At 72.4% G+C, this 23446-nt stretch carries 23 protein-coding genes and 1 pseudogene; 3 read left to right on the top strand and 21 right to left on the bottom strand.

What is annotated here, in order from left to right:
* The first annotated feature begins 248 nt into the window (after window positions 1-248).
* Together EV372_RS15435 and EV372_RS15430 are read left to right on the top strand one after the other, a co-directional pair.
* On the top strand, window positions 249-911 hold the full coding sequence (locus tag EV372_RS15435; RefSeq protein WP_130396542.1) for a GNAT family N-acetyltransferase: 663 nt from the start codon (window positions 249-251) through the stop codon (window positions 909-911).
* 248 nt (window positions 912-1159) lie between these two features.
* Window positions 1160-2587, top strand: coding sequence for an APC family permease (locus EV372_RS15430; protein WP_130396541.1), 1428 nt, complete (start codon window positions 1160-1162; stop codon window positions 2585-2587).
* 44 nt (window positions 2588-2631) lie between these two features.
* On the opposite strand, the gene EV372_RS15425 is transcribed toward EV372_RS15430, so the two are convergent.
* The 6 genes from EV372_RS15425 to rpsB all read right to left on the bottom strand — a co-directional run bounded on the left by EV372_RS15425 (window position 2632) and on the right by rpsB (window position 8300).
* Window positions 2632-3813 carry a pyridoxal phosphate-dependent aminotransferase gene (locus EV372_RS15425; RefSeq protein WP_130396540.1) on the bottom strand — a complete coding sequence of 394 codons (1182 nt, stop codon included), beginning with the start codon at window positions 3811-3813 and terminating at the stop codon, window positions 2632-2634.
* Window positions 3814-3906: 93 nt separating this feature from the next.
* Window positions 3907-4842: a phosphatidate cytidylyltransferase gene (locus EV372_RS15420; protein ID WP_013151298.1), complete on the bottom strand. Its 936-nt coding sequence runs from the start codon at window positions 4840-4842 to the stop codon at window positions 3907-3909.
* A gap of 3 nt (window positions 4843-4845) precedes the next feature.
* Window positions 4846-5403 carry a ribosome recycling factor gene (gene frr / locus EV372_RS15415; RefSeq protein ID WP_130396539.1) on the bottom strand — a complete coding sequence of 186 codons (558 nt, stop codon included), beginning with the start codon at window positions 5401-5403 and terminating at the stop codon, window positions 4846-4848.
* 46 nt (window positions 5404-5449) lie between these two features.
* Window positions 5450-6175 (bottom strand): UMP kinase, encoded by a 726-nt coding sequence (gene pyrH, locus EV372_RS15410; RefSeq protein WP_197044425.1) that lies wholly within the window; start codon window positions 6173-6175, stop codon window positions 5450-5452.
* 183 nt (window positions 6176-6358) lie between these two features.
* Window positions 6359-7195 (bottom strand): translation elongation factor Ts, encoded by an 837-nt coding sequence (gene tsf, locus EV372_RS15405; RefSeq protein WP_130396537.1) that lies wholly within the window; start codon window positions 7193-7195, stop codon window positions 6359-6361.
* A 124-nt stretch (window positions 7196-7319) separates the two neighbouring features.
* Window positions 7320-8300 (bottom strand): 30S ribosomal protein S2, encoded by a 981-nt coding sequence (gene rpsB / locus EV372_RS15400; RefSeq protein ID WP_130396536.1) that lies wholly within the window; start codon window positions 8298-8300, stop codon window positions 7320-7322.
* Between the two features lie 165 nt (window positions 8301-8465).
* Here rpsB and EV372_RS15395 point away from each other — a divergent pair.
* Window positions 8466-9008, top strand: a pseudogene (locus tag EV372_RS15395) (M23 family metallopeptidase); the annotation flags it as partial.
* Between the two features lie 271 nt (window positions 9009-9279).
* On the opposite strand, the gene EV372_RS15390 reads toward EV372_RS15395, so the two are convergent.
* The 15 genes from EV372_RS15390 to EV372_RS15320 all read right to left on the bottom strand — a co-directional run bounded on the left by EV372_RS15390 (window position 9280) and on the right by EV372_RS15320 (window position 23430).
* A complete protein-coding gene (locus EV372_RS15390; protein WP_130396535.1) occupies window positions 9280-10149 on the bottom strand; it encodes a tyrosine recombinase XerC in 870 nt (289 codons plus the stop codon).
* Between the two features lie 2 nt (window positions 10150-10151).
* Complete coding sequence (locus EV372_RS15385; protein WP_130396534.1) at window positions 10152-10508, bottom strand: RidA family protein; 357 nt, start codon at window positions 10506-10508, stop codon at window positions 10152-10154.
* 381 nt (window positions 10509-10889) lie between these two features.
* Window positions 10890-12092 carry a DNA-processing protein DprA gene (locus tag EV372_RS15380; RefSeq protein ID WP_486484400.1) on the bottom strand — a complete coding sequence of 401 codons (1203 nt, stop codon included), beginning with the start codon at window positions 12090-12092 and terminating at the stop codon, window positions 10890-10892.
* Window positions 12089-13612 (bottom strand): YifB family Mg chelatase-like AAA ATPase, encoded by a 1524-nt coding sequence (locus EV372_RS15375; protein ID WP_130398938.1) that lies wholly within the window; start codon window positions 13610-13612, stop codon window positions 12089-12091. The genes EV372_RS15380 and EV372_RS15375 overlap by 4 nt, the downstream gene beginning before the upstream one ends.
* A complete protein-coding gene (locus tag EV372_RS15370; protein WP_130396533.1) occupies window positions 13612-13977 on the bottom strand; it encodes a YraN family protein in 366 nt (121 codons plus the stop codon). Before EV372_RS15370 ends, EV372_RS15375 begins: the two co-directional genes overlap by 1 nt.
* A 152-nt stretch (window positions 13978-14129) precedes the next feature.
* On the bottom strand, window positions 14130-14459 hold the full coding sequence (locus EV372_RS15365; protein ID WP_013151287.1) for a DUF2469 domain-containing protein: 330 nt from the start codon (window positions 14457-14459) through the stop codon (window positions 14130-14132).
* Between the two features lie 206 nt (window positions 14460-14665).
* Window positions 14666-15541, bottom strand: coding sequence for a signal peptidase I (lepB, locus tag EV372_RS15360; protein ID WP_130396532.1), 876 nt, complete (start codon window positions 15539-15541; stop codon window positions 14666-14668).
* 92 nt (window positions 15542-15633) lie between these two features.
* Window positions 15634-15978: a 50S ribosomal protein L19 gene (rplS, locus tag EV372_RS15355; RefSeq protein ID WP_019608682.1), complete on the bottom strand. Its 345-nt coding sequence runs from the start codon at window positions 15976-15978 to the stop codon at window positions 15634-15636.
* 186 nt (window positions 15979-16164) lie between these two features.
* Window positions 16165-16929 carry a tRNA (guanosine(37)-N1)-methyltransferase TrmD gene (trmD, locus tag EV372_RS15350; RefSeq protein ID WP_130396531.1) on the bottom strand — a complete coding sequence of 255 codons (765 nt, stop codon included), beginning with the start codon at window positions 16927-16929 and terminating at the stop codon, window positions 16165-16167.
* A gap of 11 nt (window positions 16930-16940) precedes the next feature.
* Window positions 16941-17453, bottom strand: coding sequence for a ribosome maturation factor RimM (gene rimM, locus EV372_RS15345; RefSeq protein WP_130396530.1), 513 nt, complete (start codon window positions 17451-17453; stop codon window positions 16941-16943).
* A 137-nt stretch (window positions 17454-17590) separates the two neighbouring features.
* On the bottom strand, window positions 17591-17833 hold the full coding sequence (locus EV372_RS15340) for an RNA-binding protein (RefSeq protein ID WP_013151282.1): 243 nt from the start codon (window positions 17831-17833) through the stop codon (window positions 17591-17593).
* A gap of 1 nt (window position 17834) precedes the next feature.
* Window positions 17835-18299, bottom strand: a complete 465-nt coding sequence (rpsP, locus tag EV372_RS15335; protein WP_130396529.1) for a 30S ribosomal protein S16 — start codon at window positions 18297-18299, stop codon at window positions 17835-17837.
* A gap of 402 nt (window positions 18300-18701) precedes the next feature.
* Entirely contained in the window at window positions 18702-20297 is a 1596-nt protein-coding gene (gene ffh / locus EV372_RS15330; protein ID WP_130396528.1) for a signal recognition particle protein, read from the bottom strand.
* Between the two features lie 160 nt (window positions 20298-20457).
* The gene (locus EV372_RS15325) at window positions 20458-21672 is read right to left on the bottom strand and encodes a LolA-like protein (RefSeq protein WP_130398937.1); all 1215 of its coding nucleotides are present in this window, start codon (window positions 21670-21672) and stop codon (window positions 20458-20460) included.
* Between the two features lie 399 nt (window positions 21673-22071).
* Window positions 22072-23430 (bottom strand): ammonium transporter, encoded by a 1359-nt coding sequence (locus tag EV372_RS15320; RefSeq protein WP_130396527.1) that lies wholly within the window; start codon window positions 23428-23430, stop codon window positions 22072-22074.
* Between the last annotated feature and the right edge of the window lie 16 nt (window positions 23431-23446).

The following is a 23446-nucleotide window of genomic DNA, read 5'->3' as shown; positions in this document are numbered from 1 at the left end:
GCGTTTCAGGGATTTCCCATCAACGATCTAGGCGGTGTTCTCTTCGGGCCTTCGCTCCGCTTCGTCCCACCCGCCGCCCTCCGCCTCCGGAACCCCGTGGGCACCCGGGACGGTCACCGCGAGCTGAGGCCGGTGGGAAAGCAGCATCCCAGCGGAGCCACCGGTGCGGCGCCCGGGCCCCTGTCGGCCCGGTCGCCGCACTGTGTATCTTATACACTGTATTTGATACACAGTTAAGGGGCGACGTTGTGGCCAGTACCGAGATCCGGACCTTCCGCGAGGACGACCGCGCCGAACTGCGGGCGCTGTTCGCCCGCGCGGGCGAGGGGTCGCCGTCGGGAACGCTCTGGGGGCACCTGCCGTCCGAGGCCGCCATCTACCTGGATCCCTACATGGAGCACGTGCCCGACTCGCTCCTGGTCGCCCTGGTCGACGGTCGGATGGCGGGCTACCTGACCGGCTGCCCCGACCCCTCCGCGATGCCCGGGGAGAGCGAGCTCATGGACCGCGCGATCCGGGAGCACCGGCTCGCGCTGCGACGAGGACCGGCGGCCTTCTTCGCCCGGGCACTGCTGGACACGGCGGTGTCCGCCCTCCGGCGCAGGCCCACCGCGGGCGAGTTCTCGGACCCGCGCTGGCCCGCCCACCTGCACGTCAACGTCGAGTCCCGGGCACGCGGCACCGGCGTGGGCGCCGCTCTGGTGCGCGAGTGGCAGGAGCGGCTGCTCGCGCGGGGGTCCCGCGGCTGCCACCTGCAGACCCTCGTGGAGAACACCGGCGCCGTGCGCTTCTTCGCGCGCGCCGGGTTCGAACCCCACGGACCGGCCCCCGTGGTACCGGGCGTGCGCTTCGAGGGAGGGCACGTGCACCAGCGGACCATGGTCTGGAGCCCGTCGGCCTCCCGGCCCTGAGGGGCCGCGCTCACGGGCGCACGCCTGACCGGCCGTCAGGAACACCCGCCGCGTCCGGGCCGAACCGCCCGTTCGCGGGTGGGGCGTCCGCACCGATCGGCGGCGGGGTGCGGACGCCGCCCCGGTGCGCGAGCGGTGGAAGCGGCGGAAGCGGAACAGGAGCGAAAACCTCCGCGACGGGCCCTTCCGCTCACCGCCGCCGCGTGCTTGTGTGTCCTGCACCACAGGCACGACCGTTGGGAGACCCCGTGTCCGACAACAGCCAGAGTTTCGTCCGGGTGCTGGGAAGGGGCGACGTCCTCGCCCTCGGCTTCGGCGCGATGATCGGCTTCGGCTGGATCGTGCTGGTGGGCGACTTCGTCAGCGCGGCGGGCAGCGCGGGCGCGGCGCTGGCCTTCGTGATCGGCGGCGTCATCATGGCCTTCGTCGGCCTCGCCTACGCCGAGCTCGTCGCCGCGATGCCGCACGCGGGCGGAGAGCACCACTACGCCATGCGCGCCATCGGCCCCAAGGGAGCCTTCACCGCCTCCTGGGCCATGGTCCTGGGCTACGTCTCCGTCGTCGCCTTCGAGGCCGTGGCCGTCCCCCAGACCCTCGTCTACCTCTTCCCCGACATGGCGGTCGGCCGCCTGTGGACCGTGGCCGGGTACGACGTCCACGCCAGCCTGGTCGCCGTCGGCGTGGCCGCGGCCGTGCTGATGACCGCCGTCAACTACGTCGGCATCAAGCCCGCGAGCGTCTTCCAGACCATCGCGGTGCTGTTCCTGCTGCTCACCGGGGCCGCCATGGTCACCGGCGCGTTCGTCGGCGGTTCCGTGGACAACATGCGGCCGCTGTTCACCGGCGGCGCCCCGGGCATGTTCGTGGTCCTGGTGGCGGTCCCGTTCCTCTTCGTCGGCTTCGACGTCATCCCGCAGTCGGCCTCCGAGATCAGACTCCCGTACCGCATGGTCGGCACCCTGGTGGTGCTGTCGGTGTTCTGCGCGACCGCCTGGTACGTGATGGTCATGCTGACGGCGGGCTCGGGCCTGGGTCCGGCCGAGCTGGCGGACTCGGAACTGGCCTCCGCCGACGCCGTCGCCGCCGCGTGGGACAGCGCCGCCATGGGCAACCTGCTCGTCCTCGGCGGCGTCGCGGGCCTGCTCACCAGCTGGAACGCCTTCCTCATCGGCGGCAGCCGCCTCATCTACGCCATGGCCGCCTCGCGGATGCTCCCGGCCTGGTTCGGCCGCCTGCACCCGCGCTTTCGCACCCCGTCCAACGCCGTGCTGTTCGTCGGCGCGCTCTCCCTGGTGTCCCCGTTCTTCGGCGAGCCGATGCTGGGCTGGCTGGTCAACGCGGGCGGCCTGAACATCGTGGTCGGCTTCGTCACGGTGGTGGTCAGCTTCCTCGTGCTGCGCCGCCGCGAACCCGCCATGGAGCGGCCCTTCACCGTTCCGGCGGGCGTCCCCGTCGGCGTGGTGGCCCTCGTGCTGTCCGTGGGGCTGCTCCTGCTCTACCTGCCCGGCATGCCCGCAGCGCTGAGCTGGCCCAACGAGTGGCTGATGGTGCTCGTGTGGTGGGCGGCCGGGGCCGCCCTGATGTGGCGCCTGCCCCGGATCGCCGCGGGTCCCGACGCCGAGCGGCGCCTGGTCGAGGTGATGGACGCGCGCTCCCGCCCGGGCCCGCGGGCCTGACGGACACCGCCGTGCGCTCCGGTTGAGCGCACGGCGGCGGGTTCCTACCGCCCGCGCGCGTGCCAGCCGGAGAGGCGGGCGACCGCCTCGTCCAGCACCTCGTCCCTCTTGCAGAACGCGAACCGGAGCAGGTGCGCGCCCTCCTCCTGGCGGTCGTAGAACACCTGGGCGGGCACCGCCGCCACCCCGGCCTCCCGGGGCAGCGCGCGGGCCACCTCCACCCCGTCGGCGTACCCGAGCGGGCGGATGTCGGCCATGACGAAGTAGGTGCCCTCGCACGCGTCCACCTCGAAACCGGCCCCGGTCAGCCCCTCCACCAGGCGGTCGCGTTTGCCCTGGAGGGCGGTGCGCTGGGCGGCGACCCACTCCTCCTCCTGGTCGATGGCGTCGGCCGTGGCCAGCTGGAGCGCGCCGTTCGCGGAGAAGGTGAGGAACTGGTTCACCGTGCGCACCGCGCTGACCAGCGGTTCGGGCCCCATCACCCAGCCGGTCTTCCACCCGGTCACGGCGAACATCTTGCCGACCGAGGACACCGACAGCGTCCGCTCGCGCATGCCCGGCAGGGTGGCCAGCGGCACGTGCGGCCGCCCGTCGAAGGTGAGGAACTCGTACACCTCGTCGGTGAACGCGATCAGGTCGTGCTCGCGGCACACCCGCGCGACCGCTTCCAGCTCCTCGGCGGTGAACACGGTCCCCGTGGGGTTGTGCGGCGTGTTCACCAGCACCATCCGGGTGCGGGGGCCCACGGCCGCGCGCAGCTCCGCGGGGTCGAAGGTGAACCGGCCGGTCACGGGGTCAGGCCGCAGCGTCACCGGTCTGCGCACCCCGCCCGCCAGCGTGATCATGGCGGCGTAGGAGTCGTACATCGGCTCGAAGACGATCACCTCGTCACCGCGCTCCACCAGGGCGAGCATCGCGGCCGCGATCCCGGCGGTGGCGCCGACGGTCACGTAGACCTCGGTGTCCGGGTCCAGCTCGATGCCGTAGTGGCGGGCCCGGTACCGGCTCACCGCCCGCCGCAGCTCGGGACGGCCCGGCCCCGGCGGGTACTGGTTCACCCCCTCCAGGATGTGCCCGGAGGCGGCCTCCAGCAGGGAGCGGGGGCCGTCGGTGTCGGGGAACCCCTGCCCCAGGTTGACCGACCCGGTCTCCACGGCCAGCCGCGTCATCTCGGCGAAGACCGTCTCGCCGTACACGCGCATTCGTTCGATCAGCGGTTCTTCCACCCGACGAGCGTATCCACCCGCCCGGTCGGCGGGCCAGACGCGGGGACGCCGACGGGGCGGGTCCCCGCAAGGACCCGCCCCGTCCGCCGCCGTCTACAGCAGCAGGCTCAGCACCATCCACGTCACGGGACCGGCGATCAGCAGCGAGTCCAGGCGGTCCATGAGGCCGCCGTGTCCGGGCATGAACCTGCCCATGTCCTTGACCCCGAGGTCGCGCTTGAACAGCGACTCGATGAGGTCCCCGACGGTGGCGGCCAGCACGACCGCCAGGCCCAGGACCACGCCGACCCACCAGGGGCCGTCCAGCATGAGCGTCACGCACAGCGCGCCCGCGACGGCGCAGCCCACGACCGATCCGCCGAAGCCCTCCCAGGTCTTGTTGGGACTGATCACCGGCGCCATCTTGTGCCGACCCAGCAGGATCCCGGCGAAGTACCCGCCGATGTCGCTGGAGATCGTCACCACGATGAACGTGACCAGGCGGTACTGGCCGTCCTCGGGATGGGAGATGAGCAGCAGCCACGTGCCGAAGAGGAACGGCAGGTACACCAGGGTGAACAGGTTCGCCGCGACGTCGGCCACGAACCCTTCCGTACCTCCGCGCAGCCGCCACACCAGGGCGACGATCGCGGTCAGCGCGGTCGTGCCCACCAGCCAGTCGGTTCCCCCGAAGTAGGCGGCGACCTGCATGGCCACGCCGCCGACGGCCAGCGGTACCAGTGCCAGGCCCATGCCCTTGCCCGCGAAAGCCCGGTTGACCTCGCGCAGGCCGATCAGCACCCCCAGGGAGGTGATGATCGTGAACAGCTGGGGCAGGGGGAAGATGGAGAAGAACACGAGGGCGCCCAGGGCGCACCCGCTGGCGATGGCCACCGGGAGGTTGCGGCCCGTCCGGACCGGCTCGCCCCCCGGTTTGTGCAGCACGAAGCGCTGCCCGTCCGGATCGGGACCGCCCCGCGGCCCGCCGCCGGGTCTGTGCTCGGGCGAGCGGTCATCGCCTCCCGAGTCGCTGGAGGAAGGAAGGGTCACCGGCTAAACCTCGAGCAGTTCCGATTCCTTGTGCTTCAACAGCTCGTCGACGGACGCGACGTACTTCGAAGACAGCTCGTCCAGCTCGGCCTGGGCGCGGTGCGCCTCGTCCTCGCCGACGTCGCCGGACTTGACGGCCTTCTCGAAGGTGTCCTTGGCGCGGCGGCGGACGTTGCGGATCGAGACCTTGCTGTCCTCGGCCTTGGTCCGCGCGACCTTGACGTACTCCTTGCGGCGCTCCTCGGACAGCTCGGGGAAGACCACCCGGATGACCTGGCCGTCGTCGGAGGGGTTCACGCCCAGGTCGCTGTTGCGGATGGCGTTGATGATGTCGGTGCGCGAGTTGACGTCGAACGGCGAGATGACCACCATGCGCGGCTCGGGGACCGAGAAGGAGGCCAGCTGGTTGATCGGCGTCCGGGCACCGTAGTAGTCGACGGTGATCTTGTTGAAGGTCGCCGGGGTGGGGCGTCCGGTGCGGATCGTGGCGAAGTCCTCCTTCGCCACGGTCACGGCCTTCTCCATCTTCTCCTCGGCCTCGAGGAGGGTCTCTTCGATCATGTGGGCGCTCCCTGGTGTCGTGGCTTGCTGTGGTCGCGGAGGCTGTCTAGACCGGGGCCGGACCGACGATGGTGCCGATCTTCTCACCGCGTACCGCGCGCAGGATGTTGCCCTGGCTCATCAGGTCGAACACGACGATGGGCAGCCCGTTGTCCATGCACAGGCTGACCGCGGTGGCGTCCATGACCTTGAGGCCGCGGGTGAGGACCTCGTTGTAGTTGAGCTTGTCGAACTTGACCGCGTCGGGGTTGCGCTGGGGGTCGGAGTCGTAGACCCCGTCGACCTGGGTGCCCTTGAGGACCGCCTGCGCGCCGATCTCCAGCGCGCGCTGGGCGGCGGTGGTGTCGGTCGAGAAGAAGGGTGCGCCCAGACCGGCGCCGAAGATGACCACGCGGCCCTTCTCCAGGTGGCGGACGGCGCGGCGGGGGATGTAGGCCTCGGCGACCTGGCTCATGTGGATCGCGGTCTGCACACGGGTGTCCACACCGAGCCGCTCCAGGAAGTCCTGGAGGGCGAGGCAGTTGATGACGGTGCCGAGCATGCCCATGTAGTCGGCGCGGCCGCGCTCGATGCCGCCCTCGGTGAGCTGGGCGCCGCGGAACATGTTGCCGCCGCCGACGACCACCGCGACCTGGATGCCCTCGGAGACCGCCTCGGCGATGGACTCGGCCACGTACTGGACGACCTCGGGGTCGATGCCCAGGCCGCCGCCGCCCGCGAACGCCTCTCCGGAGAGTTTGAGCATCACGCGCTTCCACCCGGAACCGTGCATCGCCGGTTCGGTGCTCGTCGCTTCGTTCACAGCCTGTGGCCTCCCTTGTCGTCCCCGAGCGGCACAGGGTCCCCCGAGTGATCCTCGATGCGGCCGGCCGGGCTCACGCGCCCCGCCACCCGCCCATATCCACCGAAGGTGCCGGGGAGCAGTCTCCCCGGCACCTCCATCATCTCAAAACCCTCAGGCCTGGCCGACCTTGAAGCGGACGAAGCGCTTGACGGTCACGCCCGCCTCGTCGACGACCTTCTGGACCGTCTTCTTGTTCTCCTTGACGAACGGCTGGCCGAGCAGCGTCACGTCCTTGAAGTAACCGTTGAGGCGGCCCTCCACGATCTTGGGGATGGCCTGCTCGGGCTTGCCCTCCTCGCGGGTGGTCTGCTCGGCGATGCGGCGCTCGTTCTCCACGACCTCGGCGGGGACGTCGTCCCGGCCGATGTACTGCGGGGCCAGCGCGGCGATCTGCTGGGCGAGGTCCTTGCCGACCTCCTCGTCAGCCTTGTCCAGCTCGACCAGGACGCCCATGGTGGGGGGCAGGTCCGGGTCGGACTTGTGGAGGTAGCTGGCGACGTAGGCGCCCTCGAACTTGGCGAAGCGGCGGAACTCCAGCTTCTCGCCGATGACCGCGCTCTTGGCCTCGATGAAGGACTGGAGGGACTTGCCCGGCTCGATCTCGGCGGCGGCGACGGTGGCGAGGTCGTCGCTGTCCTGGGCGGCGACGAAGTCGGCGACCTGGTTGGCCAGCGCGATGAACTGGTCGTTCTTGGCGACGAAGTCGGTCTCGCAGTTGAGCTCGACGAGGGTGGCCTTGCCTTCGGACTCCTGCTTGAGGACGACCATGCCCTGGGCGGCGGTGCGCTCGGCGCGCTTGCCGACGTCCTTGGCACCCTTGACGCGCAGGGCCTCGACGGCCTTGTCGAAGTCGCCGTCGGCCTCGGTCAGGGCCTTCTTGCAGGCCATCATGCCGGCGCCGGTCATGTCGCGCAGCTTCTTGACGTCCGCGGCGGTGAAGTTCGCCATGACTGTTCTCGGATTCCCTTGGAGTGGAGAGTCTGTACGGAAAGTGAAGCGGATCCGGCCCCGGGCACCGAGCGGCCGCCCCGCCGGGAGCGGCGGGGCGGCGACGGTGCTCGGGGGCACGGGACTACTCGGCGTCGGGGGCCTTCGCGGGCGCGTCGACCGGGGAGTCCTCGGAGGTGGCCTCGGCCGGGGCCTCGGCGGCGACCTCGTCGGCCGGGGCGACGGCGGCGGTCTCGACCGGAGCCTGCTCGGCGGCGGCCTCGGCGGCCTCGACGGGAGCCTGCTCGGCGGCGGCCTCGCCGGTTTCGGCGGGAGCCTCGGCCGAGTCGGCCTTGCCCTCCAGGAGCTCGCGCTCCCACTCGGCCAGGGGCTCCTCGGCGGACTTGCGCTCGCCGGAGGCCTCGGAGGCGCCGGAGCGGGCCATGAGACCGTCGGCGACGGCGTCGGCGACCACGCGGGTGAGCAGGCTGACGCTGCGGATGGCGTCGTCGTTACCCGGGATCGGGTAGTCGACCTCGTCCGGGTCGCAGTTGGTGTCCAGGATGGCCACGACCGGGATGTTCAGCTTGCGAGCCTCGCTGATCGCGATGTGCTCCTTCTTGGTGTCCACGATCCAGACCGCGCTGGGCACGCGGGACATGTCGCGGATACCGCCGAGGGTGCGCTCCAGCTTCTCCTTCTCACGGCGAAGGTTGAGGAGCTCCTTCTTGGTGAGCGAGGAGCCGGCGACGTCGTCGAAGTCGATCTCCTCCAGCTCCTTGAGGCGCTGGAGCCGCTTGTGCACGGTGGAGAAGTTGGTGAGCATGCCGCCCAGCCAGCGCTGGTTGACGTAGGGCATGCCGACGCGTCGGGCCTGCTCGTCGATGGCCTCCTGCGCCTGCTTCTTGGTGCCGACGAACAGGACGGTGCCGCCGTGGGCGACCGTCTGCTTGACGAACTCGTAGGCGCGGTCGATGTAGGCCAGCGACTTCTGGAGGTCGATGATGTAGATGCCGTTGCGCTCGGTGAAGATGAAGCGCTTCATCTTGGGGTTCCAGCGACGGGTCTGGTGCCCGAAGTGGACGCCGCTCTCCAGGAGCTGGCGGATCGTCACGACTGTGGCCATGACCTGGTCCTCCTTGATGGTGGCGGGGAGGGACCCCGCCCTCGGTTGTTCCTGACGCCCCGGCCGTACCGCCGCACCGCCCGGAGGCGGCGCGGACCGCGGGTGCGGCCCCTCGCTGAGGAGGCTCGTGGACGTGCGTATTGTGATCGGCCCGACGGGCCACAGATGATTCTATCTCCATCGGGAATACGTCGGGACCTGCGCCGCGTCACGCCCCTCTTCCGCGGCGGCGTCGTCCACAGGCACGGACTCCCCCTGGCGTCGCGGCCCCCGCGTCCGGACCCTGGAGGTATGGCCCCCTCGCTGCTCCTGAGCCTGTCCCTGGTGTTCTCCCTCCTGTCCCCGCACCACCCCGCAGAGGCCGACTGGCGCTGGCCGGTGGACCCACCGGTCCGGGTGCTGCGCCCCTTCGACCCGCCCGAACAGCGCTGGCTGCCCGGGCACCTGGGCGTGGACCTGGCCGCCGAGCCCGGCCAGGAGGTCCGCGCGGCCGGTGCCGGGCGGGTGCACTTCGCGGGCCAGGTGGCGGGCACACCTCTGGTGAGCGTGGCCCACGGCGACCTGCGCACCACCTACCTGCCGGTGGAGTCCGACCTGGTCCGCGGCGACCCGGTCGCCGCCGGGGACGTCCTGGGCACGCTCGCCGCCGCGCCGCCGCACCGCCCGGACCGGCCCTGCCTGCACTGGGGCCTGCTCCGCGGCGACGACCACCTCGATCCGCTCTCCCTGCTCGGCCTGGGCGAGTTCCGCCTGCTGCCGGTCCCGCCGCCCGCGTCGCCGCACGGGCGCGGACGGCCCCGGCCCCGCCGACGCCCGCCGACGGCGGAGCGGACGGCTCCCGGACCCCGGAATCGCCCCGGGGAACCGCCCCGGGCGGGGCCGCGTCCGCGCCCTCCTGATCACCGCCGCGGGCGGGGCGCGGGCGCGCGGTACGCCGACCAGGCGCACCGCGAGGGGCCCGCGGCAGCGCGGGGAGCGGTCAGGCGCGGGGGTGGGCCCGGCGGTAGGTGTCGCGCAGGCGCTCCACGGACACGTGGGTGTAGATCTGCGTGCTGCGCGGGCTGGCGTGGCCCAGGAACTCCTGCACGCTGCGCAGGTCGGCGCCACCGTTGAGCAGGTGGGTGGCCGCACTGTGCCGCAGACCGTGCGGCGCGCTGTCCGCACCGACGGCGCGCAGGTGGGCGTGCACGTCCTCACGGGCCTGGCGGACGCCCAGGCGGCCGCCCCGTGCCCCCAGGAACAGCGCGGAGCCGCTGGTGGCGCCCGCCATCTCCGGGCGGCCGCCGCTCAGCCAGGCGTCGAGGGCGTCCAGGGCCGGACCGCCCACGGGGACCGTGCGCTCCTTGGCCCCCTTGCCCAGGACGCGCACGGTGTCGCGTTCGCGGTCCACGTCGGCGAGGTCCAGAGCGCACAGCTCGGCGACGCGCACTCCGGTGGCGTAGAGCGTCTCCACCACCGCGCGGCGGCGCAGACCGGTCGGGGTCCCGTCGGTCTCCCCCGCGAGCGCCGCGGCGGCCTGGCGCTCGTCGAGCACCGTGGGCAGGGAGCGCTGCTGCGCCGGGCCGGCCAGGCGCGGGCCGGGGTCGGCCGCCAGCACGCCCTCGCGGTGCAGGAACCGGGTGAACGCGCGGACGGCGGCCACGCGGCGGGCCACGGTGGCGCGGCTCGCGCCCGCGTCGCGGGCGCGGGACAGCCACCCGCGCACCAGGTCCACGTCCAGGTCCCGCACGCCCCGCCCCCGCTCCTCCAGGTGTGCCAGGAGGGAGCGCAGGTCGGCCAGGTAGCCGCGCACGGTGTGGGGCGAGCGCCCCAGCTCGCCCGACAGGTGCGCGGCGAAGCGCTCCAGCACGCCTACCTCCCGGAGGGCAGGCAGGCGACCCCCTCGACCTCCACGAGGTGGGTGGGGTCGACCAGTCCGCTCACCTCCACCAGGGAGGCGGCGGGCAGGCGCCCGTCGGGCAGGCACTCCAGCAGGGCGGAGCGGAACTCCTCCAGGTCGGAGATGTGGCGCAGGTAGTAGGTGAGCTTGACCAGGTGGCCCAGGTCCGCGCCGTGGCGGGACAGGACGGCCTCCAGGTTGCGGAAGATCTGGCGCGTCTGCCCCCCGATGTCCCCGGCGACCTCTCCCCCGGGCCCCTCGGGGGTCTGTCCGGAGACGAACAACAGCGGCCCGTCCGCCACCAGGGCGTCACTGTAGGGTTTGGTCATGGCGTCACCGTACCCGTCACGCGGGGTGCGCTACCGTCGCCGCACTCCGGTCCGCGTGCCGCCCCCGGGACCGCGTACCGGCTTCGCCCCCGCGCGGGCCGGGACCGGACCGCGGGCAGCCCAGATGGAGTTCCATCACCACTTCGCCTCCGCGCGGGCCGAAGACCGGACGTGGCGGGGCGGGCCACGGAGCGTACGCGGCGCGTGGGGTCCGTCTCCGCCGGGCCCGGCGGGCCGTGACCGTCCACGAGGGTGCGAAGCGGGGCCCGGTCCCACCGGACCGGGTAGGCCGCGACCGTCCGCGGTGCCGCACGGCCCCTGACCGCTCCGACCCGGCGGCGCACGCCGGGAACCGGCTTGCCGGTCGCGGCCTCCGCCCGCTCACTGCGGCAGCCGCCAGCCCGCCGGACAGCGCTCCACCAGCCCGGCCGCTGCCAGCATCCCCAGGGAGCGCAGGGTCCTCTCCAGGCGGGTCCCGCTGGCCACGGCGATCACCGCGGGCCCGGCGCCGGACCGGGGCACCGCCGCCAGGACCCGGGCGCTGTCCTGGTCGAGCTCGGCCGACACCCGCAGCGGCCCGGACTCCGGCGGCAGCTCCCCCAGCGCGCTCACCTGGGCGACGACGTCGTCCGCGCAGGTGACACAGCTCGCGTTCCAGTCGCGGAGCAGCAGGTGGCAGCCCACCGACATCGCCGAGGTGACCGGGCCGGGGACCGCCATCAGCGCCCGGTTGAGCTCGGCCGCGTGCGAGGCGGTGTTGAGGGCACCGCTGCGCCGCCCGGCCTCCACCACCACCGTGCCCGGGGTGAGCGCGGCGATCAGCCGGTTGCGTACGAGGAAGTCCGGTGCGCGCGGGGTGGCGCCCACCGGCCGCTCGCTCACCAGCACCCCGGTGCGGGCGACGTCGGCGAACAGGCCCGCGTGCCCACGCGGGTAGTCCACGTCCAGCCCGCAGGCCAGCACCACGACCGTGCCGCCGTGGGCCTGGGCCGCCCGGTGCGCGGCCCCGTCGATCCCGTAGGCGCCGCCGGAGACCACCACGACCGCGCGCTCGGCCAGCTCGTAGGCCATCTCCGCCGCCACATGCTCCCCGTAGGGCGTGGCCGAGCGCGCGCCCACCACGGCCACCGAGCGCAGGCACAGGTGGCGCAGGTCCCCCGCGCCGCGCACCCACAGTCCGTGCGAGCGCCGCCCTCCGGGCAGGTCCAGTTCGTCGAGGCGGCCCGGCCACTCGGGGTCCCGCGGGGCCACGAAGCGGATGCCGGCCGCCGCCGAGTCGCCGAGCAGCCCGTCGGGGTCCACCGCCCGCGCCGCGGCGCCCCACCGCACCCACCTGCGCTCCAGCAGGGCCCGTGCCTGCGGCCCCGGCCCCTCCTCCCCGGCGCTGGCGGGCGCCGGTGGCGGGGGCGCCCCCGCCACCAGCAGCGCCCACACCCGTTCCGCACCGTGCTCGGCGAGCACCGCCCCCAGCCACAGGTCCCCCGGCGGGGCCACCGCCGTCAGGCAGGCCCGCGCCCGCGCGTCCGCCTCGTCCTCCGCGTCCCGCACCGTCCCCCCGCTCCCCTCCGTCGTGTCCGTGCTCACCACGCGCGCCCCGCCCAGAGCGCGAAGGCGTAGGCCGCCTCCTCCTCGCCGGGGCGGTCCCGGTCGGCGAGGTCGGCCAGGGTCCAGGCGACCCGCAGGGCGCGGTCCACCCCCCGGGCGCTGATCTGTCCGAGGTCCATCGCTCTGCCCAGCACCCGCAGCGCGGCGGACTCCACCGGGAACTCCCGGCGCAGCTGCGCCCCGGGGATGGCCGCGTTGGTGGTCCAGGGCGTGTGCGCCAGCCGCTCGGCGGCGCGGGCGCGGGCCTTCTCCACCCGGGCGGCCACCACCTCGGAGGACTCGGCGAAGGCGCGGTCGGCGAGCAGCTCGGCCCTCGACACCGGTTGCAGCTCCACCTTGAGGTCGATCCGGTCCAGCAGGGGCCCGGACAGGCGGGAGAAGTAGCGGCGCCGCTCACCGGCGGGGCAGGTGCACAGGGCGCCGGGTTTGGCGCAGGGGCAGGGGTTGGCGGCCATCACCAGCTGGAAGCGGGCCGGGAAGGTCACCGTCGAGGAGGCGCGGGCCAGGACCACCTCGCCGCGCTCCAGGGGTTCGCGCAGGGAGTCCAGCACCCCTCGCCCGAACTGCGGGGCCTCGTCGACGAAGAGCACGCCGCGGTGGGCCTTGGACACCCAGCCGGGCGTGGGGTAGCCGCTGCCGCCGCCGATGATCGAGGCCCGGGTGGAGGTGTGGTGCGGCGCCGCGAAGGGGGGCGCGGTGACCAGGGGCGCGCCGGGCGGCAGCATGCCCGCCACCGAGTGGATCGCGGTGGCCTCCAGCGCCTCGGCGGGGCTGAGCGGGGGCAGCACGGTGGGCAGGCGTTCGGCGAGCAGGCTCTTGCCGGTGCCGGGAGGCCCCAGCATCATGAGGTTGTGGCCGCCGGCCGCGGCGATCTCCACCGCGCGGCGGGCCACCGGCTGCCCCAGGACGTCGGACAGGTCGGGCCCCTGGCCGCGCGGCTCCCGGGGGCGGGGTACGGCCTCCTCCTCGTGCGCCTCGGGAAAGCACTCCCCGCGTAGCCACTGGCACAGGTCCATCAGGCTGTCCACCGCCGTCACCTCGGCGCCGGGCACCAGCCGGGCCTCGGCGGCGTTCCCCCGCGCGACGACGAACCTGCGGTAGCCCTGCTCGGCGGCCGACACGACCGCCGGGAGGACCCCCAGCACCGGCCGTGCCCGGCCGTCCAGGCCGAGTTCGGCGATGAGGACGCTGTCCTCCAGCCGCTCCACCGGCACCGAGCCCGCCGCGGCGAGGACGGCGGCGGCGATGGCCAGGTCGAACAGGCTCCCTGACTTGGGCAGGCTGGCCGGGGACAGGCTGATGACGATCTGGCCGCTGGGCCACTCCTCACCGCTGTTGACGACGGCGGCGCGGATGCGGTCCCTGGCCTCGCGGAGCGCGGCGTCGGGCAGCCCCACCAGGGTCACCCCGAAGTCGCCGCCGCCCAGGTGCACCTCCACCTCGACGATGTGCCCCTGGACGCCCAGCAGGGCGATGCAGCGGGTGCGGGCGAGCGTCATCATGCCATCCCCCGCTCATGGGAGACGAACACGCGCCCGCCGCTGATCAGGACGCAGACGCCGTCCACGCGCAGGGGGTGGGCGGGCACCCGGTGCCGGGCCGCCCAGGCGCGTCCGAGGCGGCGCAGGCGGCGCCTCTTGTCGGGGGTGATGGCCTCCACCGGGTGCCCGTGCCGGACGGAGGTACGGGTCTTGACCTCCGCGACGACCAGGACGGGGCCGTCCCGGGCCACGATGTCGATCTCCCCGTCGGGGATGCGCCAGTTGCGGGCGACCACCCGCATCCCGGCGCGTCGGAGGAAGGCCGCGGCGAGGTCCTCGCCGCGGCCGCCCAGCGTCCTTCGGTACTCGGCCCACCGGTCCAAGGTCGACCACCTCCCGTAACCACGGTCGGTGATCGCCGTTCACGGCGCCAGGGCCGGTTCTCTCCTGTGGAAAACCCCGACGCCGTCCGGGGGAGGGAGGCCGGGCCCGGGGGCCGGAACCCGGGGGTCTCCCCGGCCGCCCGGCGGCCGGATCAGCTCTGTCCGCTCCCCTCGGCGGGCGGCATCTCCAGGTCGGCCTTGGTGATCTCCTCGACGTTGACGTCCTTGAACGTCACCACGCGGACGTTGCGGACGAACCTGGCCGGGCGGTACATGTCCCAGACCCAGGCGTCCTCCATCACGACCTCGAAGTACATCTCCCCGTTCTCGGTCGAACGCGGCTGGAGGTCGACGTGGTTGGTGAGGTAGAACCGCCGTTCGGTCTCCACCACGTAGCTGAACAGACCGACGACGTCGCGGTACTCGCGATAGAGCTGGAGCTCCATCTCGGCCTCGTACTTCTCCAGGTCCTCAGAACTCATCCACGCGCTCGCTTTCGTCGCACTCTCCGGTCGTGGTGTGCCGGTCCCCTCCCACCGGGACACCGCCGGCGGCCGGGATGTTCCCGGTCGACGGCGGCCCCGCGCGTCGGGGGACGCCGATACCGTCCAGCCTCCATCATGCGTCACGGAAGGGCCCCGTGTACTCCGCCGTGCGGATTTTCTCGCCGGACCGCCCGCGCGGTGCGTCACTCGTCCGCGGCGTTGAGCTCCTCGAAGGACTCGGGGATGCTGAGCGGACCGATCTGCCCGGCCGGCCAGATGATCACGAAGGCCCGTCCCACGACGTGGTCGATCGGGACCGCGCCGCCGCCGGGGTTGTTCTGGTTGAGCCGCGAGTCGGAGGAGATCGCCCGGTGGTCCCCCATCAGCCACAGGTGTCCCTCGGGCACCTCGATCGGGCCGAACTCGGTGTGCGTGGCCACGCTGCCCGGGTACAGGTAGGCATCCTCTTCGAGGGGGACCCCGTTGACCAGGACGCGGTTCTGCTCGTCGCAGCACTCCACGGTGTCACCGGGCAGGCCGATGACCCGCTTGATGTACTCCTTGCCCGTGGGCGCCGCGCCCAGCTGCTGCTGCACCCACGTGAACGCGGCCGAGACCGGGTTGGTGGGCTCGGGGACCGACACGGTGTTCGGATCGTCCCAGGACCCGTTGCCGTCGAAGACGACCACCTCTCCGCGCTCGATGTCGCGGAGTTCGTAGACGACCTTGTTGACGAGTACCCGGTCCCCGACGAGGAGGGTGTTCTCCATCGAGGTGGAGGGAATGTAGAAGGCCTGCACCAGCCAGGTCCTGATCACGAACGCCAGGACCACGGCGATCACGATCAGGACGGGGAGTTCCTTCCAGAACGACCCCTTCTTCTCGGTGCTCTGGGACTTGCTCATCTCGTCGTCCGCCCCCTCCTCCGACTCCTCGCCGTCGGTACCGGAGACAGCACTGGCTCCCGAGCTCTCGTGAGCTCGGGAGCCAGTGGCGGAGTCGTGCTCCTCCGGACCGGGCTGGGCGGATTCCTCGTCCTGGACCCCGTCCGAGCCGAGGTCCTTCTCGTCTTTGCTCATCGAGCCGAAGCCTATCCTGCCTCCCTGGCGGGAGCGGAGAGATTCGACACGGAAAAACGCCGGGAGGAAGCCCCGGGCCACCCGGTCGCGGACTAGCGGCGCTCGCGGATGCGGGCGGCCTTGCCGCGCAGGTCGCGCAGGTAGTACAGCTTGGCGCGACGCACGCGGCCGCGGGCGGCGACCTCGTACTTCTCGATGGCCGGGGTGTGGATCGGGAAGGTACGCTCCACGCCCACGCCGTAGCTCACCTTGCGGATGGTGAAGGTCTCGCGGTTGCCCGAGCCCTGGCGGCGGATGACGACGCCCTTGAAGACCTGGACACGGGTACGGTTGCCCTCGGTCACACGGACGTGGACGTTGAGGGTGTCACCCGGACGGAACTCCGGGACGTCGGAACGAAGCTGGGCCTTCTCCAGCTCCTGAATGGCGGTGTGCATCTCGCGAATCCTCATCGATAGCGCTCCGCGTCCTGCTCCCCGGCAGGGGAGGGGGTACGCGGGCGAGGGCCCGAATGGGTCTGTACTGTCGAACCGCCCGGGTGACCGTCACAGAGGCCGACGTCGTACCGCCGGCATGCGGATGCCGCCGGTCACCGAGGGGGAACCCACCCAGTCTGCCACATCTCAGGTGGCGTCTCGAACGGCCTCCTCCGCCAGGACCTCCCGGTCGCGCCGGTCCAGCGCCTCCTCCGGCAGGGCCTCCACCAGGTCGGGGCGGTTGCGCGCCGTCTTGCGCAGCGCCTGGTCCCGGCGCCAGCGGTCCACGGCGCCGTGGTTGCCCGACAGCAGCACCGGCGGCACCTCCCGGCCGCGCCAGGAGGCGGGTTTGGTGTAGACCGCCCCCTCCACGAGGTTCTCCATGCCGCCGGAGGCGAAGGAGTCCTGCACCGCGGACTCGGTGTTGCCCAGGACGCCCGGCAGCAGCCGGGTGATCGCCTCGACCATCACCAGCGTCGCGGACTCGCCGCCGTTGAGCACGTAGTCGCCGATGCTGACCTCCTCGACGGGCATCCGCTCCGCGGCGTCCGCCGCGACCCGCGAGTCGATGCCCTCGTAGCGGCCGCAGCCGAAGACCAGCCGCTCCTCCTTGGCCAGGCGCTCGGCGTCGGCCTGCCGGAAGGGGCGCCCGCTGGGAGTGGGCAGGATCAGCCGCGCGGGGCCCTCCCCCACGACCTCGTCCAGCGCCTCGCCCCACGGCTCGGGCTTCATCACCATGCCGGGGCCGCCGCCGTAGGGGGTGTCGTCCACGGTGTTGTGGCGGTCGTGGGTCCAGGAGCGCAGGTCGTGCACGCGCACGTCGAGCAGCCCGGACACGCGGGCCCTGCCGATCAGGGACAGGTCCAGGGGGCCGAAGTACTCGGGGAAGATGCTGATGATGTCGATGCGCACGGCGCGCCCCTTCAGTCGGCGAGGTCGAGCAGGCCGGGCGGCGGGTCGATGACGATCCGGCCGCCGGCCACGTCCACCTCGGGGACCAGGGCCGCCACGAAGGGCACGTACACCTCCGCACCGCCCGGGGTGGTCACCACCAGGAGGTCCTGCGCGTTGTGGAGCACGTCCGCGACCGTGCCGACCGGCTCCGCGCCGGTGGTCACCGCGGCCAGGCCGATGAGTTCGTGGTCGTGGAACTCGTCCGGGTCCTCCAGCGGCGGGATGTCCTCGGAGTCCACGAGCAGGGCGGTGCCGCGCAGCCCCTCCGCGGCGTCGCGGTCGGCCACGCCCTCGAAGCGCACGAGCAGGCGGCCGCTGTGGCGGCGCGTGGAGACGACGGTGAGCGGACCGGCCTCGGCCGGGTCGGTGGCCAGCACGGAGCCGTCGGCGAACCGGGCCGCGGGGTCGTCCGTGCGCACGTCCACCGCGACGTCGCCGCGGACGCCGTGCGCGCGGCCGATCCGGCCGACAACGAGTCGCATGGGGATTCTTCCTTCCGCCCCTCGGGGGGTGAGAAAACTGTGCCCGGGACCGGGCGCGTGCGATGGGCACGGGCCCCGGGGTCCCGGGCACGGCTGCGGGGCGCCGACCGCTGGCGGTCGGCGCCCCGAGAGGCGCGTCAGCGCACTTCGTGCAGGTCCAGCAGGTCCACGCGGACGTAGCGGCCCCCGGCCAGGGCGCCGATGACGGTCCGCAGGGACTTGGCGGTGCGGCCGTTGCGGCCGATCACCTTGCCGAGGTCGTCGGGATGGACCCGGACCTCCAGGACTTTGCCCTTGCGGAGCCGCTTGGCTCTCACCTGGACGTCGTCGGAGTTCGCAACGATCCCCTTCACGAGGTGCTCAAGCGCCTCTTCCAGCACGTCAGGCCTCGCCCTCGGACTTCTCAGTCTCGGTGGTCTCAGCGGTCTCGGCGGGCTTGTCCGCCTTGTCCGCCTTCTTCTCGGACTTGCGGCCCTTGCCCTTGCCCTCGGCGCCGGGGAGCACGAGCTCCTTCAGAGCGGCCTGGAAGGCGGCTTCCTTGGCCTCGGGGTCCTTGGCCTCGGCGACCTGGAGCGGAGCCGGAGCGGGCAGGCCCTTGAACTTCTGCCAGTCACCGCTCTTGCGCAGGAGGACCTTGACCGCGTCGGAGGGCTGGGCGCCCACGGACAGCCAGTACTGGGCCCGCTCGGAGTCGACCTCGATGAGGCTCGGGTGCTCCTTGGGGTGGTACTTGCCGATCTCCTCGATCGCCTTGCCGTCCCGCTTGGTGCGGGCGTCGGCGACGATGATGCGGTACTGGGGCGTACGGATCTTGCCCATACGCTTGAGCTTCAGTTTGACAGCCACTGGAGTGGTCTTCTCCCGATTAACGGTGTAAGGCGCCCGGCGGCGAAACCACGTGGGGTTGCGGCACCCGACGGGACAGACGTGGGTGGCGGGCTAGTTAGAGGGCTGGCCCGGCACCGTTAGTCGACTACTCATTGTGCCAGACGCGGACGTGTTCCCCGGACACGACACCGGAACACCCGTGCACGGATGGGCGGCGGACCCGGAGACGGCCCGTCCCCGGAACGTGGACGGGCCGCCCCGCCCGGTCTCCCGGGCGGCGCCGACCGCCCGCCTCCGAGGAGGCGGGCACGCGGTCCGGGCCGTGGGCCCGTCCGCGTCCGCGGTGCGGTCGGTCGCGCCACACGCATGGTAGCGCTCCGCCCGTCGGCCGACGGGCGCGAGGGCCGGTACCGGCCGCGCCTACTGCTTGGGCAGCTTGAAGTTGGACAGGTCGGGCATGTTGGGGCCGCCGAAGCCGGGCGGGAGCGTGGGCTGGCCGCCGCCCCCCAGGCCCGGGGGCAGCTGCGGCGGCTGCTGGCCGCCCTCCTCCTGGCGGCGCTGGCGCTCGGCCGCGCGGTCGGCCTCCTGCTGGCGGGCCTTCATCGGGTTGCCGCTGCGCTGCTTGCCCTTCTTGGCCTTCTTGGCCTGGGCCTTGGCCTTCTTGCGGTTGGCTCCGCCGCCCATGCCCGGCATCCCGGGCATACCCGGCATGCCGCCGCTCTTCATCTTGCGCATCATCTTCTGCGCCTCGAAGAAGCGGGTGACCAGGCCGTTGACATCGCTGACCTGGGTGCCCGAACCGTTGGCGATGCGCAGGCGGCGCGAGCCGTTGATCATCTTGGGGTTGGCGCGCTCGCCCGGGGTCATCGACTGGATGACGGCCTGGATGCGGTCCAGGTCCTTGTCGTCGATGCTGTCGATCTGCTCGCGCATCTGGCCCATGCCGGGCATCATGCCGAGCAGGTTGCCGATCGGGCCGAGCTTGCGGACCATCTGCATCTGCTGGAGGAAGTCGTCGAGCGTGAAGTCCTCGTCCGACGCCATGGTCGAGGCCATCTTCTCGACCTCGGCCTCGTCGAACGTGCGCTGGGCCTGTTCGATGAGGGTGAGGACGTCACCCATGTCCAGGATGCGCGAGGCCATCCGGTCCGGGTGGAAGAGGTCGAAGTCCTCCAGCTTCTCGCCGGTGGACGCGAACATGATGGGACGGCCGGTGATGTGGCGGATGGACAAGGCCGCGCCGCCGCGCGCGTCGCCGTCGAGCTTGGTGAGCGCGACCGCGTCGTAGCCGACCCCGTCGAGGAAGGCCTGCGCGGTGTTGACCGCGTCCTGGCCGATCATCGCGTCGACGACGAAGAGGATCTCGTCCGGGCTGACCGCGTCGCGGATGTCCGCGGCCTGCCGCATCATCTCGCTGTCCACGCCGAGACGGCCCGCGGTGTCGATGATCACCACGTTGTGGTTGTTGCGGCGGGCGTGCTCGACGGACTCGCGGGCGACCTGGACGGGGTCGCCGACGCCGTTGCCGGGCTCGGGCGCGAACACGGGGGTCCCGGCGCGCTCACCGACCACCTGGAGCTGCGTGACGGCGTTGGGGCGCTGGAGGTCGGCGGCGACCAGCAGCGGCGTGTTGCGGTCGGCGGCCAGCCACCGGGCGAGCTTGCCCGCCAGGGTGGTCTTACCGGCGCCCTGGAGGCCCGCGAGCATGATCACGGTCGGCGGGTTCTTGGCGAAGCGGATCTGCCGGGTCTCGCCGCCGAGGATCCCGACCAGTTCCTCGTTGACGATCTTGATGACCTGCTGGGCCGGGTTGAGGGCCTTGGAGACCTCCTCGCCCCGGGCGCGCTCCTTGATCCGCGCGATGAACTCGCGGACCACCGGCAGCGCGACGTCCGCCTCCAGCAGCGCGAGACGGATCTCCCGCGCGGTCGCGTTGATGTCCTCCTCGGACAGGCGCCCTTTACCGCGCAGCGAGGAGAAGACCGATGTCAGCCGGTCGGAAAGCGTCTCGAACACGAGTGTGGCCAGTCCTTCGTCTCGGAGTTGGTCTCCCAGCCTACCGGCCGGGATCACCTTGCAGTATCCCTCGGCAGGCGGGTCCGGACACGGCCGAGGGCGGGAACACCGTCCCCGCCCTCGGCCGCCGTGCGCTCGGGGCCGAGCCCCGCGGGTACCTCTAGTTGCCCTCTTCCTCGGCCGTCTCCGACGCCTCCTCGGAGGGGGAGGCCCCGCCCGACAGGGTGGCCTCGCGCTGCTCGGCGAGGGCCGCCAGCATCTCCTCCTGCTGGCCGCCGGTCAGGCCGCGCGTGGACAGCTGGGCCTCGCCGTCGATCGGGTAGGTCTGCTGGACGGAGCTGACGATGTTGTAGTCGGCGCTGCACGAGAGCTCCAGCGTGCCGCCCGCCTCCAGGGTCCCGCTGTCCTCGCAGGTCTGCTCGCCGATGTCGGCGTTGCTGAAGGTGACGGCCATGCTCACGGCCACCTCGCCGCTGCCGTCGCCGCCCGCGTCGCGCACGGTCCCGGTCCAGGTGCAGTTGGGGCCGTCCTCGCACGTCATGGAGGGGCTCCCCTCCCAGCCGACCTCGATGCGGGCGTCCCGGGAGGAGGTCAGCTCCTCCTCGGTGGCGGCGGTGACGCCGTCGTAGAGCTCCTCGACGGCGGCGGTCTCGGCCTGGGCCAGGTCCAGGCGGACCTGGGGGCCGGTCTCGGCCTCCTCGGGGACGAGCTCCTCGATGGCGATGCGCTGGATCTGGCTGGTCTCGGCGTTGATCCAGACCTGGTTGCGCTCGCCCGCCAGGTCGATCCGGTAGGTGAGCGTGCCGTCCAGGTTCTCCTCGACGGCCTCCTCCGAGTCCAGCTCGATGCCGCCCAGGACGGCGGAGAGCTCCGGCGGGGCCAGGGAGACGCTCGGGTTGAACCCGGCCTGGGCCGAGGAGGCCCGCACCCAGTTCCCGTCGAAGTCGTCGAAGTCGGGGCTGAAGACGCCCTGGTCGAGCCAGAAGTCCTCCGCGGCCCGCAGGAACATCCTGCCGTCCGCGCTGATCAGCTCGGCCTCGATGCCGTTGGCGCGGATGGTGCCGCTGGCCGCGCCGCCGTCGGCGACGGTCAGCGAGGCGTCGCGCACGTCGGCGGAGCCGACGCTCTCGGCCACCTGACCGGTGGCGGTGAGCGCCGGGTAGGCGGCCAGGTCGGCCAGGGCCTGCTCCATCAGCGGCGCCGCGGCGACCGGCTCGGCGGCCTCGGGGCTGGGCTCCTCCTCGCCGCCGCCCCCGGGGCGCAGGTGGCTGAGGTCGATGGAGCAGCCGGACAAGCCGAGGGCGACGACCGCGCCCGCGGCGGCGAGGGCCACGCGCCCGCCTCTGCGACCCGTGATGTGACTAACCGGCGCCATCTTGCCTCCTGACCCCGACATGTGGGGCACTGTACGAATCAGCATGGTTTCCGGGTGGACGGCGGGGTGGACGCGCCGGTCCCCGACCCGTTCCTGGTGTGGGATGCGAATGCGCGGCTCCCGGTTGTGTCGCGTGCCCCTTTTCGGGGGAGCCGGGAACGGGGCCGCCCGCGTGGCGGAGCCGTCGGTCGGGCGCCGTGCGCCCGGGCTCTACCGCCGTACCGCTCAGAGGGTACCGAACGGATACACAGGCCACAGCCAATACGGTGCCAGAAATGCCCATATATGCCATGAAAAGTGGCTGAGCACACGAACGGGGCTGACGGAGATCTCTCTCCGCCAGCCCCTGGACACCTCGCCGGATCAGTGGCGCAAGGCCCGCGGCCTCGACGCTGAGGTCTAGGCCTTGGCCTTCGGCGAGGCCGTCTCCCCGCCCGGAGGCGTCGGCAGGGAGACCGCTTCCGTCGCGTCCTCGAGCTCGTCGAGTTCGTCGAGTTCGTCGAGTTCGTCGAAGGCGTAGGCGGACTCGGCGTGCAGCTCGTGGTCCAGTCCGTTGGTCTCCACCTCCTCGGGGATGCGGAACCCGATGACGAGGTGGATGACCTTGGCGATGACCCAGGTGACGGCGAAGGAGTAGAGCATGACGCCGATGACGGCGATGGTCTGGACGGCCAGCAGGCCGATGCCGCCGCCGTAGAGCAGGCCGTCGGAGCCGCCCGCCACACCCGCGGCGACCAGGCCGAGGATCAGGGAGCCGACGATGCCGCCGACCATGTGGATGCCCACCACGTCGAGCGCGTCGTCGTACTTGAACTTGAACTTCCAGCTGATGGCGTAGGCGCAGACCGCACCGGAGAGCAGGCCGACGGCGATGGCGCCGAGCGGAGTGACGTTGGCGGCGGCCGGGGTGATGGCGACCAGGCCCGCGACGGCGCCGGAGGCGAAGCCCAGCGCGCTGACCTTGCCGTAGCGGAAGCGCTCGACGAGCATCCAGGCGCCGGTGGCGGCGGCGGTGGCGACCTGGGTGTTGACCAGGGCCAGGGCGGCGGTGCCGTCGGCGGCGTAGGCCGAGCCCGCGTTGAAGCCGAACCAGCCGAACCACAGGAGCGCGGTGCCCAGCAGGACGAACGGCAGGTTGTGGGGGCGCATCGACTCCGAGCCGAAGCCCTTGCGGCGGCCCAGGACGAAGGTCAGGGCCAGCGCGGCGGCGCCGGCGTTGATGTGCACCGCGGTGCCGCCCGCGAAGTCGATGACCGTGTAGCCGCCGATCTCCAGCTGCTCGATCCAGCCCTCGCCCCAGACCCAGTGGGCGACGGGGAAGTAGACCAGGAGCGCCCAGACCGGGACGAACAGCAGCCAGGCGCCGAACTTGGCGCGGTCGGCGATGGCGCCGCTGATGAGGGCCACGGTGATGACCGCGAACATCATCTGGAACCCGGCGTCGACCAGCAGCGGGTAGCCGCCGGTGCCGTCCTCGGCCGCGGGCTCGATCTCACCGATCAGGTTGGACAGGCCGACGTAGTCCAGGCCGCCGATGAAGGTGTCGAGCGCCCCGGGCCCGTCGGAGTAGGTGAGCGAGTGGCCGATGACGACCCAGAGCACGCTCACGACCGCGATGCTCGCGAAGCTCATCAGCATCATGTTGAGGACGCTCTTGGCCCGTGACATGCCTCCGTAGAAGAAGGCCAGGCCCGGGGTCATGAGCATCACGAGGGCTGCGCTGATCAGCAGCCACGCCGTGTTGCCGGAGTCAATCATTGCGTCGCCTCCATAG

The sequence above is a fragment of the Nocardiopsis sp. CNZ308 genome, assembly GCF_004217075.1.
Note: the sequence above shows the minus strand (reverse complement) of the source record. Positions and strands in the feature narration are given on the sequence as shown.

Excerpts from the sequence above, each read along its gene's own strand:
- frr (WP_130396539.1), bottom strand. The coding sequence starts at position 5,403 with ATGATCGAAGAGACCCTCCTCGAGGCCGAGGAGAAGATGGAGAAGGCC.
- pyrH (WP_197044425.1), bottom strand. The coding sequence starts at position 6,175 with ATGCACGGTTCCGGGTGGAAGCGCGTGATGCTCAAACTCTCCGGAGAG.
- tsf (WP_130396537.1), bottom strand. The coding sequence starts at position 7,195 with ATGGCGAACTTCACCGCCGCGGACGTCAAGAAGCTGCGCGACATGACC.
- rpsB (WP_130396536.1), bottom strand. The coding sequence starts at position 8,300 with ATGGCCACAGTCGTGACGATCCGCCAGCTCCTGGAGAGCGGCGTCCAC.
- EV372_RS15385 (WP_130396534.1), bottom strand. The coding sequence starts at position 10,508 with ATGACCAAACCCTACAGTGACGCCCTGGTGGCGGACGGGCCGCTGTTG.
- EV372_RS15375 (WP_130398938.1), bottom strand. The coding sequence starts at position 13,612 with ATGACGCTCGCCCGCACCCGCTGCATCGCCCTGCTGGGCGTCCAGGGG.
- EV372_RS15365 (WP_013151287.1), bottom strand. The coding sequence starts at position 14,459 with ATGAGTTCTGAGGACCTGGAGAAGTACGAGGCCGAGATGGAGCTCCAG.
- lepB (WP_130396532.1), bottom strand. The coding sequence starts at position 15,541 with ATGAGCAAAGACGAGAAGGACCTCGGCTCGGACGGGGTCCAGGACGAG.
- rplS (WP_019608682.1), bottom strand. The coding sequence starts at position 15,978 with ATGCACACCGCCATTCAGGAGCTGGAGAAGGCCCAGCTTCGTTCCGAC.
- rimM (WP_130396530.1), bottom strand. The coding sequence starts at position 17,453 with ATGCGACTCGTTGTCGGCCGGATCGGCCGCGCGCACGGCGTCCGCGGC.
- EV372_RS15325 (WP_130398937.1), bottom strand. The coding sequence starts at position 21,672 with ATGGCGCCGGTTAGTCACATCACGGGTCGCAGAGGCGGGCGCGTGGCC.
- EV372_RS15320 (WP_130396527.1), bottom strand. The coding sequence starts at position 23,430 with ATGATTGACTCCGGCAACACGGCGTGGCTGCTGATCAGCGCAGCCCTC.